Here is a 15,164-nt window from a genome sequence, read left to right as displayed (position 1 = left end):
AGAGGATCTTCCCCCCATCCCCATGGCCTTGCACGAGTCGTTCCCCCAACGATCCATGCGAGTTAGGCACCCCAGCGTGAAAGCACCCCCCCGACTGACGCTGCCCGCCGCCCTCACGGCGGCGGTGCTGGCCATCAGCACACTGACCCCCTCCGCGGCCACGGAAGAGGCCGCCCCCACCACCCTCTCGGCCGAGCAGCAGGGCAACCTGGTCTCCAAGGTCGTGGAGTCCGACGGCGAGATCGTCTCCACCCTGGTGGACGGCACCACCGGGGAGAGCGTGCTCCCCGACCCGGCGCTCGCCGGCACCCGCCCCGCCGAGGGCAGCCTCTCCGGCGGTGCCGTGATGGGCCAGTGGGCCAAGTCCCCGGAGCACTTCGAGCGGCTGGCCGCGAACTCCGCCCGCACCGCCGCGCAGCTCGAGGACGGGTCCGGCGACCCCGCACCGTCCGGCACCGCCGGCGCCTCCGATCCGGCCGGCTCGGCCGACGGGGAGGCCGCCGGCGGTGCCGCGTCGGCCGGTCCGCTGGGCGCCGCCGCGTCCTGGGCGCCGTCCGGGATCCGGGGCACGGACGTCTCCAACTGGCAGACCTCCCTGAACTGGACGAGCCTGTTCAACCAGGGCTCCCGCTACGCCTACGTGAAGTCCTCCGAGGGGGACAGCATCACCAACCGGCTGTTCCGCCAACAGTACGACGGCGCCGGAGCGGTGGGGATGTACCGCGGCGGCTACCACTTCGCGATCCCCACCCGGGACTCCTCCGGCGCGAAGCAGGCCGAGTACTTCCTCGCCAACGGCGGCGGCTGGTCCGCCGACGGCCGCACCCTGCCGGGCCTGCTGGACCTGGAGGACAACCCGTACCCCTCGCTGTACGGCAACCACTGCTACAACTTCAGCCAGGCCGAGATGGTCAGCTGGATCCGCGACTTCTCCAACCGGTACAAGGCCCGCACCGGCCGGCTGCCGGCGATCTACACGAACTACTACTGGTGGCAGGACTGCACGGGCAACACCAGCGCCTTCAACGACCACCCCATGCACATCGCCGCCTACGAGACCACGGCGCCCCGGGTGCCCAGCGCCTGGTCCGCCTACGACTTCTGGCAGTGGACCGACGCGGGCTTCGCTGAGGAGATCGACGCCAACGTCTACCGCGGGTCCGCGACCCAGCTGCGGGACCTCGTGCGCAACCGCTACTACAAGCCGCTCGGCGGCCGCGCCCCCTCCGGGCCCGTCACCGAGGTCAAGCCGGCCGGGTACACCGTGAAGGGCGCGATCGGGCGCCAGTACCAGGCGCTGGGCGGGTCCGCCGTCTTCGGCACCCCCACCGGCAACGAGCGCGGCGGCCTGGTGAACGGGGGCGTGCTGCAGGGCTTCTCGAAGAAGCACACCTTCTACTGGTCCTCCCCGACCGGGGCCTGGCCGGTGAACTTCAACGGGGCCATCGGCCGCGCGTTCGCCGCCGGCCGCTGGGAGAACGGCTACGGCTACCCCACGGGCCGGGAGGTCACCGGGCTCGCCGGCGGCGGCGCCGCCCAGACGTTCCGCCTGGGCACGGCCGTGAACAGGCTCCTCTGGAGCCCGGCCACCGGCACCCACGCGGTCCGGGAGAACACCGGGATCGGCGGGGTCTGGAAGCGCCGGGGCGCCGAGCGCGGCTTCGGCTACCCGGTCGACGACGAGGTCGGCGGGCTGGTCAACGGCGGCGCCCACCAGGTGTTCCGCAACGGCAGCGCGGTCTACCGAATCCTGTGGAGCCCCGCCTCCGGCAGCCACTGGCTCAAGGAGAACAGCGCGATCGGCCGCGAGTGGATCGCCGCCGGCGCCGAGCGCGGCTACGGCTACCCGACCACCGACGAATACCACTACGGCACCGAGATCCGCCAGAAGTTCTCCAAGAACTTCACGGTGCACTACTCCACCGTGACGAAGAGAATCTGGGTGACCCGATGAAGCACGCCAAGCACCGCGCCCCCTCCCGCCCCCGCACGCCCGGACGGCTGGCCCTCACCGCGGCGGCCCTCGCCCTGACGGTCCCTGCCGGCGGGATCCTGGTGGCGGCCCCCGCGAGCGCGGCGTCCTCGGACATCGTCCAGGTGCCGGCGAGCACCCGGACGGCCGATGCCCAGAAGCTGCTGGAGCTCATCAACGCCCACCGCCGGGCCAAGGGCCTCGCGCCGGTGAGGTACTCGGCCACCGTCTCCGGGATCGCCCAGGGCGAGTCCGACCGGCTGACCCGCCAGGAGGTCATCAACCACACGGACACCTTCCTCAAGGACCCGCGGGCCGGCGCCTGGAACCACGCCGGCGAGATCCACGCGGTCTCCTGGCAGCGCTCCGTCGCCGAGCTCATGACCTGGTGGAAGGGCTCGACCGCCCACAACAAGGTGCTCACCGACCCCGACATGACGGTGATCGGGATCGGCCTGACCTACGTGGACGGGTCCCTGGCCGGCAACAAGCAGGGCTGGAAGCTCGTGGGCACCGTGGCCTCCTACGGCTACCCGGCGGGCCGGGCCCCGGCGGACACGCGCACCTCCGTGGGCGCGGCCCCCGCACCCGCACCCGCCCCCAGCACCGCACCGATCAGCTCCGCCGGCTACTCCGTGCGGGGCGCGATCGGGCGCCAGTACCACGCCCTGGGCGGCGCGGCCGCGTTCGGCGCCCCCACCGGCCCCGAGCGCGGCGGCCTGGTGGGCGGCGGCACGCTGCAGGGCTTCGCCAAGGGCCACACCTTCTACTGGAGCTCCGCCACCGGGGCCTGGCCGGTGCACGTCAACGGCGCGATCGGCCGCAAGTTCGCCGCCCAGCGCTGGGAGAACGGCCTGGGCTACCCCACCACCCGCGAGATCACCGGGCTCACCGGCGGCGGCGCGTACCAGATGTTCCGCCAGGGCACCGCGGTGCACAAGGTGATCTGGAGCCCGAGGACCGGCGCGAAGGTCGTCAAGGAGAGCGGGGCGATCGGCCAGCGGTGGAAGGCCGCCGGCGCCGAGCGCGGCTACGGCTACCCGGTCACCGACGAGTACCGCTACGGCACCGAGGTCCGCCAGCGGTTCTCCCACGGCTACACCATCCACTGGTCCTCGGTCACCAAGCGCCACTGGGTCACCCGCTGACCCCTCGCCCACCAGGGCACCCGCGCAGAGCGCCCGGCCGGACGTCCCGGCCGGGCGCTCCGCCGTTCCGTGTCGGGCGCACCCGGGACGGGCGGGGGCGAAGAGCCCCTGGTGAGCGCGTGGCACAGTTCACGTCCGTGACGAAGTTTGACGCCGCGCCCCACGGCGAACCTGTGAATGCGGGCTTCCCGGCGTGGGCACAACGGGGGACGGATCGCCCCCGACCCGTCCCCCACCCCGTTGACGTTCCCGAAGATTAATTACCGGGTCGTAACAAAGAACCGCGGCCCGCCGGGGATTTGCATCCGCATTTCGTTGCAAAACGATGCAAATGCTTTCCTGTGCGGACGTGTTCGCGTTTGTGACTGCCGGGGTGCGGCTTGGCAGGCTGACGCGGTCGGCTCATCCGGGGGGATGCGCCGGCCGGTCCGCCGAGGGGGCGGACCGCCATCCGGGGGGAACGAGCGTGCCGTGACCAGAGACTCTGACGATCGACGTCCGCCGCGCCGGCGGAGCGCGGACCGGACCGGCAGCACCGCGGCGCCCCCGGTCTTCTTCGACCCCAGCGGTAAGCGCTGGTACCGGATCCTCGCCACGGTCCTCCTGCTGGTGGCCGTGGCCGCGGGGTCGGTGTCCTGGCTCGTGCCCCAGGCCCTGGCCCAGACCTGGGACCGCCCCGCCCACCAGGAGACCGGCTACGCCCAGGAGCTGCTGGCGACCGGGGACCCCGAGGACATCCCGCTGCTGGGCGACTCGTCCAACCCGTTCAGCCGGATCGCCCTGGTGGGCCACCGCACCGGCGAGACGGTGCTGACGGATCCGTTCACCGACGAGACCCTGCGCACGCTCACCGCGGAGGAGGCCGAGACCGTCGGGGACAGCCCCTACGTCATGGAGCGGTTCGGGACGCTGCCCGACAAGCAGCTGATGATCACCTTCGACGACGGCCCGGACGCGACCTTCACGCCCGAGATCCTCGACGTGCTCTCGGCCGAGGGGGTGCCGGCCACGTTCTTCAACATCGGCACCAACGTCGTCGCCCAGCCCGACCTGTTCCGCCGGATGGTCCGCGAGGGGCACATGGTGGGCAACCACACCATGACGCACACCACCGTGTGGGACGACGACCTGCGCAGCCGCGAGGAGCTCATCGGCACCGACCGCGCCATGCGCTCGGTCGACGACTACGCCACGCACCTGTTCCGCCTGCCCACCGGGGACCCCGACAACAAGCCGCTGCCGATCCTCGAGGCGCAGCAGCTGGGCTACCTGCACGTGGACTTCGACTACGACACGCTCGACTGGGCGGCCGCGCCGGGCGAGGCCGTGGAGCTGCCCCCGCTCGACGGCCGGGGCCACATCGTGCTCATGCACGACGGCGGCGGGGACCGCACCGCCACCGTGGCCGCCCTGAAGGAGCTCATCGCCCGGGCCAAGGCCGAGGGCTACACCTTCTCGACCCTGGCCCCGGTCCTCCCGGAGAACTACCAGCCGGTGTCCGCCGACGCGGTGCTGGCCGACGACGCCACCGCCCTGGCCGTGGCCGGGCTGACGGTGGCCCCCCAGGTGGTGATGACCTGGCTGTTCTGGTTCGGCGTCTCCTCCCTGACCCTGATGTCGGCCCTGTACGTGGTGCTGGCCCTGATCGGCCACCGCCGCCAGCGGCGCCGCGAGTGGCCGGAGCTCGCCGAGGAGGAGCTGCCGCTGGTGTCGGTGATCCTGCCGGTGTTCAACGAGGAGCCGGTCGTCGCCCGCACGCTGGCCGCGCTGCGGGCCAGCGACTACCCGAACGTCGAGGTCATCGCCGTCGACGACGGCTCCACCGACGGCACCCTGGCCGTCCTGGAGGAGGCCGCCTCGAGCTGGCCGGCGCTGCGGGTGATCAGCCAGCCCAACGCGGGGAAGTCCGTGGCCTCCAACCACGGCATCATGGCCGCCACCGGGGAGATCGTCGTGACCCTGGACGGGGACACCCTCTTCGAGCCGCAGACCATCCGGATGTTCGCCCGCCACTTCACCGCCCCGCACCGGGGCCGGCCGGTCGGGGCCGTGGCCGGGCACGTGAAGGTCGGCAACCGCGCCGGGATCCTCACCATGTGGCAGTCCCTGGAGTACATCTCCGGGATCTGCGTGACCCGGATGGCCGAGTCCGTGGTCGGGGCGATCTCCATCGTCCCCGGCGCCTGCGCGGCGTGGCGCAGGGAGGCCCTGCAGGCCGCCGGCGGCTACTCCCACGACACGCTGGCCGAGGACGCCGACCTGACCATGACCCTGCAGCAGCACGGCTGGGCCATCGTGCAGGAGAACCAGGCCGTGGCCTGGACCGAGGCCCCGATGACCGTGCGCGGACTGGCCAAGCAGCGCCTGCGCTGGACCTACGGCAACCTCCAGGCCCTGTGGAAGCACGCCGCGATGCTGTTCCGGCCCCGCTACGGGTTCCTCGGCATGGTGGCGCTGCCCTACACCGCCCTGGCCACCCTGGTGCCGCTGGTCTTCCTGCCGCTGACCGTGCTGATGGCCGTGCTCAACCTCGCCGCCGGCACCTGGGTCCCGCTGGCCGCCTTCGCCGCGTTCGTGCTGGCCATCCACGCGGTCATCTGCGTGATCGCCATCCGGATGGTCGGCGAGTCCTGGGCGCACCTGCTCATCGTCCCGGTCTACCGGGTCATCTACGAGCCCCTGCGGGCCTACCTGCTCTACGCCTCCGTCCTGCAGGCCCTCAAGGGCCGGATGATCGGCTGGTACAAGCCCGAGCGCACCAACACCGTCCTCGACCTGGCGCCCGCCGCGGAGCCCGCCGGTCCCGTCGCGGGAGGGCCGGCGCGATGAGCGGGTCCGAGCCGGGCCGGGACCGCTACCTCGACCTGCTGCGCTCGATCGCGCTGGTCCGCGTGGTGGCCTACCACACGTTCGCGGGCGCCGTCTTCAGCCTGCTGTTCCCCGCGATGGGCGTGATGTTCGCCCTGGCCGGCGCCCTGATGGCGCGCTCCCTGCGCCGGCCGGCGGCCGGGGTGCTCCGCTCCCGCGCCCGCCGGGTGCTGGTGCCGCTGTGGGTCTACGCCGCCACGGTCCTGGCCCTGCTCGTGGGGCAGGGCTGGTCCCCCGGCGCGGACGGCTCCTGGGGACAGGTGCTGCTGTGGTTCCTGCCGCTCGGCGACCCGGTCTTCCCGGAGAGCGCCGGGGCGGGGACGGTGGACCCCACCTGGCCGGTGCAGGCCGGGGAGATCCTCTGGTACGTGCGGACCTACGTGTGGTTCATGCTCCTCTCCCCCGTGCTGCTGCGGGCGTTCCGCGCCCGGCCCTGGCCGGTGCTGCTCGCCCCGCTGGCGCTGGGCGGGCTGCTGGCCTCCGGGGCGGTGCCGCTGCCCTCCTGGGCCGACGCGCCGGTGACGGACGCCCTGACCTACGGCTCCTGCTGGCTCCTGGGCTTCGCCCACCAGGACGGGCTGCTGCGCCGGGTCCCGCGCGGCGTCGTCCTGACGGCCGGTCCCGCGGTGATGGGCCTGGGCCTGTGGTGGGCCGCCGGGCACCTCGGCGAGTCGGGGTGGGACCTCAACGAGATCCCGTTCGCCCAGGCGCTGTGGTCCTTCGGCTTCTGCGCCGTGCTGCTGCGGGTCTCCCCGAGCTGGCAGGAGCTGCCCCGGCCGCTGCGGTTCCTGGACGGGCCCGTGCGCCTGCTCAACGCCCGGGCGATGACCGTGTACCTGTGGCACAACCTGCTGCTGGTCGTCACCGTGGTCCTGGTGGACGTGCTCTGGAGCAGCGACCTGCTGGCCACGGCCGTGCCCGGGCTGCTGGAGAGCCCGTGGCTGTCCTTCCTGCTGGTCTGGCCGCTGCTGGCCGCCGTGGTGCTCGCCGTGGGCTGGGCGGAGGACCTCGCCGCGGGACGCCGCCCGCGGCTGTGGCCGGTGCACCCGGCACCGGTCCCCGCCGCCGCGGCCGGGCCGGCGCCGGTCCGCCCGGCGGGCGCCCCCAGCTTCTCCGGCCGGTCCTGGCTGTATCCGCGCGATGCCCGGGCGACGGTGCCCCCGGAGGGCCTCAGTCCCCGAAGCCCCGGCCCAGGACCCGGGTGAACTCCCCGGCCTCCTGCTCGAGGCCGCTGCAGAAGTCGTTCGCCTCGGCCGGGTCGCCGTGCTCGGCCGTGCAGGACCGGTCCCGGTTCAGCGACCAGAAGGAGATCCGGCCGACGCCCTGCTCGCGGGCGAACGCGTTGAGCTCCGCGGCGGCCGCCAGGTCCACGACCTCCCCGGGGACGTCGTTGACCCCGATCATCGGGGTGAGGCCGATCCGGCTCCAGGCCTCCTCCTCGCTCAGCTCCCGGCCCGCTCCCGCCCACAGCTCCCGCACCTGAGCGTGCGCCGCCCGGGCCGCCTCCGCCGAGGCGTCCACCACGGACTGCCCGGACGGCCGGCTTCCGCCGTAGTTCATGGTCATGACGTTGACCCCCGCCAGGTCCACCCCGGCGGCGAGCATCTGGGCCACGAGGTTCTCACCGTCCTCGGACAGACCCGCCGGCGAGACCGGCAGGGTCACCCACACCTCCAGCGGGTCGTCCGTGGAGCGCTCCTCCTGCAGCCGGGCCACGGCCTCGGCCCGGCGCCGGTTCGCCGCGGGGTCCTCGAGGTCGTCCAGCTCCACGTCGAAGTCGGCGACCGCGACGTCGTACCGGTCGAGCACCTGCCGGTAGGCCTCGAGGAGGGCGTCCGGGTCGGCGCAGGCGGTGGCCGGCTCGTCGCGGGCGGCGCCGCCGAAGGAGACCACCACGTCGCCGCCGGCCTCGCGCAGCGCGGCGATCTGCTCGTCCATCCGCAGCGTGGTCCCGGCCTCCTCCAGGCCGTAGTAGCCGCCCCAGGAGGGCGTGCAGGGCTCCTCCGGGTCCGCGACCACGAAGCCCAGCACGGTGTGCGACTGCCCGGCGGCCGCGGTGCCGAAGTCGAAGTAGGGGTAGGCGGTGACGTTGACGTACGGCCCGGCCCAGGGCGCGGGCAGGTCCGGGCCGCAGCCGGTGAGGGCGGCGGCGGCCGCGGAGCCCAGGGCCAGGGACGGCAGGACGCGGCGGGCGCGGGAGCGGGTCATGGGGTGCGGGACGTCCTCTGCGGCACGGCGGTCCCGGCGACGCCGCAGCCCCTCACCGGAGGGCGAGGGGCTGCGGCGTCGTCGGTCCGGGGAACGGGTCAGGAGCGGCCGTTGAACAGGCTCGTCACCGAGCCGTCCTCGAAGACCTCCTGGATGGCCCGGGCGATGAGCGGGGCGATGGACAGGACCGTGAGGTTCTCGAACTGGTGCTCCGGGGGCACCGGCAGGGTGTCGGTGACCACGACCTCCAGGGCGCCGCAGGAGGACAGCCGCTCCACCGCCGGGTCGGAGAACACGGCGTGGGTGGCGGCGATGATGACGTCCTTGGCACCCTTCTCGCGCAGCACCTTCACCGCGCCGGTGATCGTCCCGCCGGTGTCGATCATGTCGTCGATCAGCACGCAGGTGCGGCCCTCGATCTGACCCACGACCTCCTTGGACACCGCCTGGTTCGGGACCGTGATGTCCCGGGTCTTGTGCACGAACGCCAGCGGGCAGCCGCCCAGCAGCTCCGTCCACTGCTCGGCCACGCGCACGCGGCCGGTGTCCGGGGAGACCACGGTGACGTTCTCGACGTCGACGACGGAGCGCACGTGGTCCGCCAGCAGCGGGATGGCCATCAGGTGGTCGACCGGGCCGTCGAAGAAGCCCTGGATCTGCGCGGTGTGCAGGTCCACGGACATCAGCCGGTCCGCGCCGGCCGTCTTGTACAGGTCCGAGATCAGGCGGGCCGAGATGGGCTCGCGGCCGCGGTGCTTCTTGTCCTGCCGGGCGTAGGGGTAGAACGGGGAGACCACGGTGATCGAGCGGGCCGAGGCCCGCTTCAGCGAGTCGATCATCAGCAGCTGCTCCATGATCCACTGGTTGATCGGCGCCGGGTGGGACTGGATCAGGAAGGCGTCCGTGCCCCGCACCGACTCCCCGAAGCGCACGTAGGTCTCACCGTTGGCGAAGTCGTAGGCGGCCGTGGGGATCAGCTCGGTGCCGAGCTCCGCCGCGATGCGCTCCGCGAGCTGCGGGTGCGCCCGGCCGGAGACCAGGACCAGCTGCTTCGCACCTGCGTTGGTGATGGCGGTCGTCATTCTTGCTCGCTTTCCTCGGTGTTGTGCCCGGCGGCGGTGCGCCCGGACGTGCTCTGCCCGGGGGCGTCCCCGGCCGCCGCGGCGCCGTCCGCCCGGGCGCGCAGCGCGGCCTCGGCCGCCGCCGTGCCCCCGCGGTGCTCCACGACCCAGTTCTCGACGATCCGCTGGGCGCCCTCGGTGAGCGCCAGCGCCCCGGCCGGGACGTCCTTGCGGATCGTGGTGCCGGCCCCGGAGTAGGCGCCGTCCCCCACGGTGACGGGCGCCACGTACATGTTGTCGGAGCCCATCCGGACGTGGTCGCCGATCACGGTGCGGTGCTTGCGCACGCCGTCGTAGTTGACGAACACGGAGGCCGCCCCGATGTTGGAGTGCTCGCCGATGGTGGCGTCCCCCACGTAGGACAGGTGCGGGATCTTCGAACCGGTGCCGATCCGGGAGTTCTTCGTCTCCACGAACGTGCCGATCTTGCCGTCCGCGCCCAGGACCGTGCCGGGGCGCAGGTAGGCGAAGGGCCCCACGGAGGCGCCGGCGCCGATCACCGAGCCGGAGCCGTGCGTGCGCACCACGTGCGCGCCGGGGCCGACCTCCACGTCCGTGAGGGTGGTGTCCGGGCCGACGACGGCGTCCTCGGCCACCCGGGTGCCCCCGAGCAGCTGCGTGCCCGGCAGGACCGTGACGTCCGCGCCGATGCGCACCTGCACGTCGATCCACGTGGTGGCGGGGTCCACGATGGTCACCCCGTTGCGCATGTGGGCCTCGAGCACGCGGCGGTTGAGGTGGGCGCCGAGCTGGGCCAGCTGCACGCGGTCGTTGGCGCCCTCCACCTCCCAGCGGTCCTCGATCTTCAGGGCGTCCACGGCGCGGCCGGCCTGCCGGGCCAGCAGCGGGACGTCGGTGAGGTACATCTCGCCCTGGGCGTTGTCCGAGGTGACCTGCGCCAGCGCCTCGCGCAGGGCGTCGGCGTCGAAGGCGAAGATGCCGGAGTTGATCTCGGTGACCGCGAGCTCGGCCTCGGTGGCGTCCTTGGCCTCCTTGATCTCGCGGAACGAGCCGTCGGCGTCCCGCAGGACCCGGCCGTAGCCGCCGGGCTGCTCGTGGTCGGCGGTCAGCACGGTGACCGCGTTGCCGCGCTCCTCGTGGTGGGCGACCAGTGTCCGCAGCACCTCCGGGGTCAGCAGGGGGACGTCGCCGTAGGTGACCACCACGGTCCCGGCCAGCCGCTCCTGGGCGTCCAGCGCCTCGACCGCCACCTGCACGGCCCGGCCCGTGCCGGGCACGTCGTCCTGGTCCACGATCAGCGCCGCCGGGTCCTGCTCCAGCACGTGCGGGGCCACCAGGTCCCGCTCGAAGCGCACCACGGCGGCCAGCCGCCGGGGGTGCAGGCTGCGGGCGGCCACGAGGCTGTGCCCCACCATGGAACGACCCCCGATCCGGTGCAGGATCTTGGGGGTCTTGGACTTCATCCGGGTGCCCTTGCCGGCGGCGAGGACGATGACGGCGGCGGGGCCGCCGGCCGTCCCGGGCGCGGTGGCGGGAGTCTGGGGGGTGCTCACGGCGGGATGCAGCTCCTCGGTCGTCGATCGGCGAGAGGCTCCGGTGGGCTCACCGGGTCCGTCTCGGTTCCGTCTCACAGGCTGTCGGCGGTCAGGGCGTCGGGCGGAATGCGGACGTTCCGCCTCTAGGACTCGAACCTAGACTCCGCGGCTCCAAAGGCCGGGGTGCTGCCGATTACACCAAGGCGGAGCACCGCCGTGGAACGGCAGTGGTGCACACCGTGCACAAGGAGTCACCCTACCACCAGGCGGTCAGGCGCCGGCCGGTCCCGGACGCCCCAGGACGACCAGGATCCGGGCCGCCGCGGCGGCCCCGCGCAGCTCCGGCACGGCGGCGAACAGGTCCTCCACCGCGTCCTCGTCCACGCCGCACACGATCAGCGGGGCGCGGTCCAGCAGCGGCCGCATCCGCTCGAACGCCGCCGCGGGGCCCTCCCCCGCGGCCGTGGACGCGGCGACGTTCCAGGCCACGGAGGCCAGGTAGTGCGGGTCCACGTCCAGCGTGCCCTCCTCGCGGGCGCGCTCCAGGAACTGGATCAGCTCCACCTCGTCCGCGGTGGCGCCCTCGGTCTCCAGCAGCAGGTGCACCTGGTGGGCCGAGGCCGCCTCGGCCAGCGCCGCCAGCATGGAGAAGATCCGGTCCTCGCTGCGCCCGCGCCCGCCGACCCCGGCCCGGGGCACCACGAGGTACTCGGCGCCCACGCCGGCGGCCAGGGACAGGTGGTCGTCGAGGACCGCGATGACGCCCTCGTCCGGGATGTCCTCGTCGATGGAGATGTCCGCCCGCAGGATCAGCGGGGCGGCCCCCGCCCCGCGCAGCGCATCGCCGACCTGCCGCTGGGGCACCGAACCGAGGTGGCGACCGGCCAGCTGCCCGGGCCCGGCGGGGATCTCCACCGGTCCGGGGTGCTCCTGCACGGCGCGCACGGCGTCCGCCAGGTCCGTGACCCCGTCCAGGCGGGTGCCGATCGGGTGGCCGGTGCGCGCGGAGGATCGCTCCGCGGGGTTCTGCTGCTCCATGCGTCCATGCTCTCACCCGTGCTTGTGCCGTGGCTGAGAGGTCCCTGTCCGCTCTTCGGCCCCGTCCCGGACGCCGTCTCCCCCGCCGCCGGGCCCCCTGCCACGCCCCTCCCGGCAGACAGACGTGGGAAGTCGACGGGGGCGGCGGGGCGGGTGGGGGCACCCGAGTACCCTTGACGGGTGGCACATCTACTCGGCGGCGAGAACCTGCACCTCGAATTCCCCACCAAGACGGTCTTCGACTCCGTCAGCCTCGGCATCGACGAGGGCGACCGGATCGGCATCGTGGGCCGCAACGGCGACGGCAAGTCCACGCTGATGAAGCTGCTCGCCGGGCGGCTGAAGCCGGACGGCGGCCGCGTCACCGTGCGCTCGGGCGTGCGGGTGGGCATGCTCGACCAGGCCGACGTGCTGGACCCGGAGCTGACCGTGGGGCACGCCGTCGTCGGGGACCGCGAGGAGCACGAGTGGGCCGGGGACGCGAAGGTGCGGGACGTGATCGCGGGGCTGGTCAAGGACCTGCACTGGGACGCCCGGGTCGGGGAGCTCTCCGGCGGGCAGAAGCGCCGCGTGGCGCTCGCGGCGCTGCTGGCCGGGGACTGGGACGTGATCTTCCTGGACGAGCCCACCAACCACCTGGACGTGGACGGCATCACCTGGCTGGCCCGCCACCTCAACAACCGCTGGCCCCGGAACCAGGGCGGCATGGCCGTGGTCACCCACGACCGGTGGTTCCTGGACGCCGTGTGCACGGACACCTGGGAGGTGCACGACCGGATGGTCGAGCCCTTCGAGGGCGGCTACGCCGCCTACGTCCTGCAGCGGGTGGAGCGGGACCGGCAGGCCGCCACCGTTGAGGCCAAGCGGCAGAACCTCATGAAGAAGGAGCTGGCCTGGCTGCGCCGCGGCGCCCCGGCGCGCACCGCCAAGCCCAAGTTCCGCATCGAGGCGGCCAACCAGCTGATCAACGACGTCCCGCCGCCGCGCGACACCGTGGCCCTGTCCCAGTTGGCCGTCTCCCGGCTCGGCAAGGACGTGGTGGACCTGGAGAAGGTCTCCGTCGCCTACCCCACCGAGGACGACGGCCCGCGGGAGGTGCTGCGGGACGTCACCTGGCTGATCGCCCCCGGCGAGCGCACGGGCATCCTCGGGGTCAACGGCGCGGGCAAGTCCACGCTGCTGGGCCTGGTCACCGGGGACGTGCAGCCCACGAGCGGGCGGGTCAAGCGCGGGAAGACGGTGCGGATCGCCACGCTGACCCAGCAGCTGTCCGAGCTGGAGGACGTGGCCGAGGACCGGGTCTCGGACGTGGTGGCGGCCAAGCGCACCACCTACCTCGCCGACGGCAAGGAGATGACCCCGGGGCAGCTGCTGGAGCGGCTGGGCTTCACCAACGAGCAGCTGGCCACCCCCGTGAAGGACCTCTCGGGCGGGCAGAAGCGGCGGCTGCAGCTGCTGCTGATCCTGCTGGACGAGCCCAACGTGCTGATCCTCGACGAGCCGTCCAACGACCTGGACACCGACATGCTCGCGGCCATGGAGGACCTGCTGGACACCTGGCCGGGCACCCTCCTGGTGGTCTCCCACGACCGCTACCTCCTGGAGCGGGTCACCGACCAGCAGTACGCCGTGATCGACGGCCGGTTCCGGCACCTGCCTCGGGGCGTGGAGCAGTACCTGGAGCTCGCCGCGCAGTCGCGCACCGGCACGGCCGCCGGCTCCGCGAAGGCCTCGAACCCGCTGGCGGCCACGGGGGCGGCGTCCTCGACCGGGACGACGACGGCGCAGGGCGCGCCGAAGCTCTCGGGCGCCCAGGCCCGCACCGCGCAGAAGGAGGTGGGCGCGATCGAGCGGAAGCTGGGGAAGCTCGCCGCGACGGTGGACAGCATCCACGCGGAGATGGCCGCCCACGACCAGTCCGACTACACCGGCCTGGCCGGGATCACCGCCCGGCTGAGCGCGGTGCAGGACGAGATCGAGGAGCTCGAGCTGCGCTGGCTCGAGCTGTCCGAGGACCTGGCCTAGGTCCGTGGCCGACCCCGAGCGGGAGGCCGTGGCCGTGCTGACCGGCCCGCGGATGGGCCCGGTCCTGGAGCAGGTGCTGCGCCCGGCCGGGCTGGACGCCGACCGGTGGACGCTGCGCCGGGTCCACCACCGGCCCGGGGCGGGGGCGAGCGCGGTCTTCGACGTCGCCGCCCTGGACGGGCGGCGACGGGTCGCCGAGGTGGTCTGCGTGAGCACCGCCGCCCCTCCGCGGGAGGCCGTCGAGGACGGTGCCGGCCCGCTGCTGGTCGAGCACGAGGGCCTCGCCCTGACCGCGTGGCGGCAGCCGCACGACCCCTGGCTGCCCGGCCTGTCGTGGGCGAGCTCGCCCGAGGACGTGGGGCGCACGGCCTTCGGCTCCGCCGTGGCGGCCGAGCTCACGGAGCTCTCCTACCGGCCGACCCGTCGTGCGGTGCTGCGGGCCGGCCACGACGGCGGGGTCCGCTACCTCAAGGTGCTCCGGCGCGGCCGGGCCGCGGCCCTGCACGGCCGGCTGGGCATGCTGCTCGACGCCGGGCTGCCCGTGCCCGCGCCGGCGGGCGAGCCGGTGCAGGGCGTGGTGGTCCTCCACGAGCTGCCCGGAGCCCCCCTCGCGGGCGCGGTGCGGGACGACGGCGCCGCCGCGCTGCGGCCCGAGCACGTCCTGGCGCTGCTCGAGGCCCTGCCCGCGGCGGCCGTCCGGCTGCCGCCGCGGCCCAGCTGGACGGAGCGGGTGCTGGACTACGGGCGGGCGGCCGCCCTCGCGCTGCCCGAGGAGCGGGAGCGGGCCGAGCGGCTGGCCGCCGCGATCGACGACGCCCGCCGCGCCACCGACCCGGGCCTCCCGGCGCCGGTGCACGGGGACCTCTACGAGGCCAACCTGCTGGTGGACCCCGCGGGGCGGGGGCGGTTCGGGCCGCTGACGGGACTGCTCGACGTCGACGCCGTGGGACCGGGCCACCGGGTGGACGACCTCGCCTGCCTGGTCGCCCACGTGGCGGTGCTGCCCACGGTCGGCGGCCGCTACGGGCACGCGCCGGCCACCGCCGAGCGGCTGCTCGCGGGCTTCGACGCGGTGGTGGACCCGGCCGCGCTGCGGGTCCGGTGCGCGGGGGTGGCCCTGTCCCTGGTCGCCGGCGCCCGGCGCTCGGGCGGCCCGCCGGACCGGGCCCGCCGCCGGCTGGAGATCGCCGAGCGCTTCCTCGCCCGCGCCGGGCAGCTCCCGGCGGGCTGAGGACGACGGGCCCCGCACGACGGCGGCGGCAGGACCGGGTCCTGCCGCCGCCGTCGT

At 73.9% G+C, this 15,164-nt stretch carries 10 protein-coding genes and 1 tRNA gene; 6 read left to right on the top strand and 5 right to left on the bottom strand.

Going from position 1 to position 15,164, the window contains the following annotated elements; all coding sequences use genetic code 11:
• Positions 1–76 precede the first annotated feature (76 nt).
• The 4 genes from ACWCOM_RS05505 to ACWCOM_RS05490 all read left to right on the top strand — a co-directional run bounded on the left by ACWCOM_RS05505 (position 77) and on the right by ACWCOM_RS05490 (position 7,193).
• Positions 77–1,954 (top strand): GH25 family lysozyme, encoded by a 1,878-nt coding sequence (locus tag ACWCOM_RS05505; protein ID WP_454547732.1) that lies wholly within the window; start codon positions 77–79, stop codon positions 1,952–1,954.
• A complete protein-coding gene (locus ACWCOM_RS05500; protein WP_454547731.1) occupies positions 1,951–3,120 on the top strand; it encodes a CAP domain-containing protein in 1,170 nt (389 codons plus the stop codon). The genes ACWCOM_RS05505 and ACWCOM_RS05500 overlap by 4 nt, the downstream gene beginning before the upstream one ends.
• A gap of 471 nt (positions 3,121–3,591) precedes the next feature.
• Positions 3,592–5,949, top strand: coding sequence for a bifunctional polysaccharide deacetylase/glycosyltransferase family 2 protein (locus ACWCOM_RS05495; RefSeq protein WP_454547730.1), 2,358 nt, complete (start codon positions 3,592–3,594; stop codon positions 5,947–5,949).
• Positions 5,946–7,193 carry an acyltransferase family protein gene (locus ACWCOM_RS05490; protein ID WP_454547729.1) on the top strand — a complete coding sequence of 416 codons (1,248 nt, stop codon included), beginning with the start codon at positions 5,946–5,948 and terminating at the stop codon, positions 7,191–7,193. The genes ACWCOM_RS05495 and ACWCOM_RS05490 overlap by 4 nt, the downstream gene beginning before the upstream one ends.
• Here the strand turns inward: ACWCOM_RS05490 and ACWCOM_RS05485 are convergent.
• The 5 genes from ACWCOM_RS05485 to ACWCOM_RS05465 form a co-directional block, all read right to left on the bottom strand.
• Entirely contained in the window at positions 7,159–8,196 is a 1,038-nt protein-coding gene (locus tag ACWCOM_RS05485) for a chitinase (protein ID WP_454547728.1), read from the bottom strand. The genes ACWCOM_RS05490 and ACWCOM_RS05485 overlap by 35 nt on opposite strands.
• A 98-nt stretch (positions 8,197–8,294) precedes the next feature.
• Positions 8,295–9,278, bottom strand: coding sequence for a ribose-phosphate diphosphokinase (locus ACWCOM_RS05480; RefSeq protein ID WP_454547727.1), 984 nt, complete (start codon positions 9,276–9,278; stop codon positions 8,295–8,297).
• Positions 9,275–10,741, bottom strand: coding sequence for a bifunctional UDP-N-acetylglucosamine diphosphorylase/glucosamine-1-phosphate N-acetyltransferase GlmU (gene glmU, locus ACWCOM_RS05475; RefSeq protein ID WP_454547871.1), 1,467 nt, complete (start codon positions 10,739–10,741; stop codon positions 9,275–9,277). Before glmU ends, ACWCOM_RS05480 begins: the two co-directional genes overlap by 4 nt.
• 207 nt (positions 10,742–10,948) lie before the next feature.
• Positions 10,949–11,021, bottom strand: a tRNA-Gln gene (locus ACWCOM_RS05470).
• A 62-nt stretch (positions 11,022–11,083) separates the two neighbouring features.
• Positions 11,084–11,851 (bottom strand): hypothetical protein, encoded by a 768-nt coding sequence (locus tag ACWCOM_RS05465; protein WP_454547726.1) that lies wholly within the window; start codon positions 11,849–11,851, stop codon positions 11,084–11,086.
• 180 nt (positions 11,852–12,031) lie between these two features.
• On the opposite strand from ACWCOM_RS05465, the gene ACWCOM_RS05460 reads away from it, so the two are divergent.
• The gene (locus ACWCOM_RS05460) at positions 12,032–13,876 is read left to right on the top strand and encodes an ABC-F family ATP-binding cassette domain-containing protein (protein ID WP_454547725.1); all 1,845 of its coding nucleotides are present in this window, start codon (positions 12,032–12,034) and stop codon (positions 13,874–13,876) included.
• Between the two features lie 4 nt (positions 13,877–13,880).
• Entirely contained in the window at positions 13,881–15,107 is a 1,227-nt protein-coding gene (locus tag ACWCOM_RS05455) for a phosphotransferase family protein (protein WP_454547724.1), read from the top strand.
• Positions 15,108–15,164: the final 57 nt, after the last annotated feature.

Source organism: Kocuria sp. KH4, assembly GCF_053711175.1.
This window is presented reverse-complemented; position numbering and strand designations above follow the sequence as displayed.